The organism is Cellulomonas septica (assembly GCF_012396155.1).
Taxonomy (GTDB): Bacteria; Actinomycetota; Actinomycetes; order Actinomycetales; family Cellulomonadaceae; genus Cellulomonas; species Cellulomonas septica.
Map to the genome: position 1 here is coordinate 1 of NZ_JAAXOY010000342.1, position 3,752 is coordinate 3,752.

General features: G+C 75.2%; 5 protein-coding genes. All 5 read left to right on the forward strand.

Features of this window, described 5'->3' with window-relative positions; all coding sequences use genetic code 11:
- The coding region (locus tag HGA02_RS12860; RefSeq protein ID WP_246247750.1) for an ATP-binding cassette domain-containing protein at window positions 1-573 on the forward strand (573 nt) is incomplete at its 5' end.
- Window positions 570-1,121: an aminoacyl-tRNA deacylase gene (locus HGA02_RS12865; RefSeq protein WP_168679341.1), complete on the forward strand. Its 552-nt coding sequence runs from the start codon at window positions 570-572 to the stop codon at window positions 1,119-1,121. The genes HGA02_RS12860 and HGA02_RS12865, both read left to right, overlap by 4 nt.
- 248 nt (window positions 1,122-1,369) lie before the next feature.
- The gene (locus HGA02_RS12870; RefSeq protein ID WP_124341775.1) at window positions 1,370-1,726 is read left to right on the forward strand and encodes an STAS domain-containing protein; all 357 of its coding nucleotides are present in this window, start codon (window positions 1,370-1,372) and stop codon (window positions 1,724-1,726) included.
- A 145-nt stretch (window positions 1,727-1,871) separates the two neighbouring features.
- Window positions 1,872-3,059, forward strand: a complete 1,188-nt coding sequence (locus HGA02_RS12875; protein ID WP_168679342.1) for an exonuclease SbcCD subunit D — start codon at window positions 1,872-1,874, stop codon at window positions 3,057-3,059.
- Window positions 3,059-3,752: AAA family ATPase (locus tag HGA02_RS12880; protein WP_168679343.1), on the forward strand; the 694-nt coding region annotated here is incomplete at its 3' end. The genes HGA02_RS12875 and HGA02_RS12880, both read left to right, overlap by 1 nt.

A 3,752-nucleotide genomic window follows, 5' to 3' on the forward strand; every position in this document is an offset into this window, starting at 1 on the left:
GAGGTGCCGGGGCGGCTCGTCGTCCCGTCGCTGGACCTCGCGGCGGGCGCGAAGGTGCTGGTCAGCGGGCCGAACGGTGCCGGGAAGTCGACGCTGCTGCACCTGCTCGCGGGCGATCTGGCGCCGTCGCGCGGATCCGTGCAGCGGGCCCGTGGGGTCGAGGTCGCGCTGCTCGAGCAGGACGTGGGCCTCGCCGACGACGCGCGCACGCCCCGTGCCCTCTACGACGCCGTGACAGCCGACCTGCCCGCCCCGGTGCGGCTCGTCGACCTCGGGCTCGTCGCACCGCGCGACGTCGACCGGCCGCTGCGGGAGCTGTCCGTGGGGCAGCGTCGACGCGTCGTGCTCGCGCTGCTCGTCGCCCGGACGCCCGGGGTGCTGCTGCTCGACGAGCCGACCAACCACGTGTCTGTCCGGCTCGCCGACGAGCTCGTCGACGCGCTCGACGTGTCGCCCGGCGCCGTCGTCGTCGCGACGCACGACCGGTGGCTGCGGCGACGCTGGACGGGCACGCACCTCGTCGTGCGGGACGGACGTGCGCGCTGGGCCGACGCCCCTACAGTGGCCGGATGAGCGAGACGGCCGGGTCCGGGGACGTGCACGAGGCGGCCGGGGGTGCGGCGCGCGAGGTGTCCGAGGCGCGCGACGTGTCCGACGGGGAGCGGCGCTCGGCGTCGGCGCTCGAGGCGTCCGGCATCGGGTACACGATCACGCGGCACGGTCCCGTGCGGTCGCTCGCCGAGGCCGCCGCCGCGCGGGGCGTCGAGCCCGCCGACATCGTCAAGACGATCGTCGTGCGGCGCGGCGACGACGACTTCCTGTTCGTCCTCGTGCCCGGGGACCGGACCATCTCGTGGCCCAAGCTGCGCGCCCTGCTCGGCGTGAGCCGGCTCTCGATGCCCGACGCGGCGACCGCGCGCGACGTGACCGGCTACGAGCGCGGCACGATCACGCCCTTCGGGTCCCTGACGGCCTGGCCCGTGGTCGCCGACTCGCGCGTCCCGGACCGGTCGGTGTCGATCGGGGCGGGCGCGCACGGCGTCGCGGCGACGGTCGACGGCGCGGACCTGGTGCGCGCGCTGGACGCGACCGTGGCCGACGTGACGGAGCCGGAGGGCTGACCGCACGTTGACCGTCTCGGGGAGTTCCTGTGACGACCCTTGACTCAGGTTGTACAGGCGTCCGACTCAGCCTTGACCTGCCACGTCGAGCGGTCGATTCTTGACGAACACCGCGGAACGGATGCGGCGCGCGGGGAACGTATGCAGGCCGACGGCCGTTGGTGCTCTCGAGTGGCGGCGTCGGAGATGGCGTATACCGTCGTCAGGCCGCCGGGCCCCCTGGTCCGGACGTGCAGGAGTGAGGAGCCATGGAGCTGATCGACCACACCGCCGCCGCCGGGACGATCCGGGTCGACGAGCAGGACGGCCGCACGGTCGTCGTCCTCGTCGGCGAGGTCGACGCCGCGCTGCGCGACGAGGCCAGCGCGACCATGGCCCGCGCCCTCATCAGCGGTGACCCCGTCGTGGTCGACACCACGCACGCCACGTTCATCGACTCCTCCGGCATCGCGTTCGTCCTCCAGCTGCACCTCGCGGCACGCGAAGCCGGCATCCCCGTGACGCTGCAGGACCCGCACCGCGTGCTGCGCGACGTGCTCGAGATGATCGGCATGGGCGACGAGTTCGCCGCCGAGCCGCCCCTCGCGGTGCCCGAGCCCGCCTGACCCGCCGACCGCGCTCGAGGCGCGGCTGACCCGTCGACCGCGCGGCGGGCGCGAGCCGTCCACAGCCCGGGATCACACGGCGGCGTCCACGACGCTCCGGACCGCCTGGGCCGTCGTGTCGGACGCGGCGGTTAGCGTCCTCGGCATGCGGATCCTGCACACCTCCGACTGGCACCTCGGTCGGACGCTGCACGGGGTCGACCTCCTCGACCACCAGGCGGCGTACCTCGACCACCTGGTCGACGTCGTGCGCGCCGAGTCCGTCGCGGCCGTCGTCGTCGCCGGTGACGTGTACGACCGCGCGATCCCGCCCGTGGAGGCCGTGAGCCTGCTGTCCGACACGCTCGCCCGGCTGTCGGAGCACACCACCGTCGTCGTGACGTCGGGCAACCACGACTCCGCGACCCGCCTCGGCTTCGGGTCGGCGCTCATGCGCGAGCGCGTCCGGCTGCGCACCCGCGTCGCCGGTCTGCACGAGCCCGTCGCGCTCGGGTCCGACGACGGCGAGCTGCTCGTCTACGGCCTGCCGTACCTCGACCCCGACACCGTGCGCGGTGCGCTGACCGAGGACGGCCCCGACGGCGAGCGGCGCGTGCCGGCGCGGTCGCACGAGGCCGTCGTCGGCGCCGCGATGCGCCGAGTGCGGGCCGACGTCGACGCACGCCGCTCGGCCCGTCGGGGGCGGCGGGTCCGCAGCGTCGTCGCGGCGCACGCGTTCGTCGTGGGCGGCGTGGCCAGCGAGTCCGAGCGCGACCTCGCGGTCGGCGGTGTCGAGCACGTCCCCGCTGGTGCGTTCGCCGGCGTCGACTACGTGGCGCTCGGCCACCTGCACGGCCCGCAGCGGGTCGCCGGTCCCGACGGCACCACGCTGCGGTACTCCGGGTCGCCGCTCGCGTACTCGTTCTCCGAGCTGCGGCACACCAAGTCGACCGCGCTGGTCGACCTCTCCGGCGAGCAGCCGTCCGTCGAGCTCGTGCCCGCGCCCGTCGCGCGCCGGCTCGCGGAGGTCACGGGCACGCTGGACGACCTGCTCGGCGCCGCGGGCGAGCCGCACGTCGACGACTGGGTGCGCGTCACCGTGACCGACGCGCACCGCCCGACCGACCTCTACCGCCGCGTCACGCAGCGGTTCCCGCACGCTCTGGTCGTCCAGCACCGTGCGCCCGAGCAGGTGCGGTCGACGGGCGCGGCGCTCGTGACCGCGGCGCACGACCCGGTCGACGTCGCCGCGCAGTTCGTCCGGCACGTGACGGGCGCCGACGCCACCGACGTCGAGATCGACGTCCTGCGCCGGGCGTACGAGGACGTGCTGGCCGCGGAGCGGAGCGCCTGATGCAGCTGCGCACGCTCACCGTGCAGGCCCTCGGGCCGTTCGCCGGCCGGCACACCGTCGACTTCGCCGCGCTCGCCGCGTCGGGGCTGTTCCTGCTCGACGGCCCGACCGGGTCGGGCAAGTCGACCCTGATCGACGCCGTGGTGTTCGCGCTCTACGGCAAGGTCGCGTCCGCCGACGCGAGCGACGACCGGCTGCGGTCCGCCTACGCCGCCGACGACGTCCCGACGGTCGTCGACCTGACCTTCGAGGTCGCGTCGGGCGTCTACCGGGTGCGGCGCAGCCCCGGCTACGACCGTCCCAAGAAGCGCGGCACCGGGACCGTGCGGCAGCAGCCGTCCATCACCCTGTGGCGGCTCGCGCCCGACGACGACGGCAGCGGCGACCTCGACGACGTCCCGACCGGCGAGGTGCTGTCGACCCGCCTGGACGAGGCCGGCGCCGAGCTGCAGCGCGTGGTCGGGCTCGACCGCACCCAGTTCGTGCAGACGATCGTGCTGCCGCAGGGCGAGTTCGCGCGGTTCCTGCGCGCCGACCCCGAGCAGCGCCGCGGCCTCCTGCAGAAGATCTTCGGGACCGAGGTGTACGACCGGATCGGCCGGCGGCTCGTCGAGCTGCGGCGCGAGTCGGCCGAGGCCGTGACGACCGCGCGCGCGGGCCTCACCACCGCCGCGGCGCACCTCGTGGGCGCCG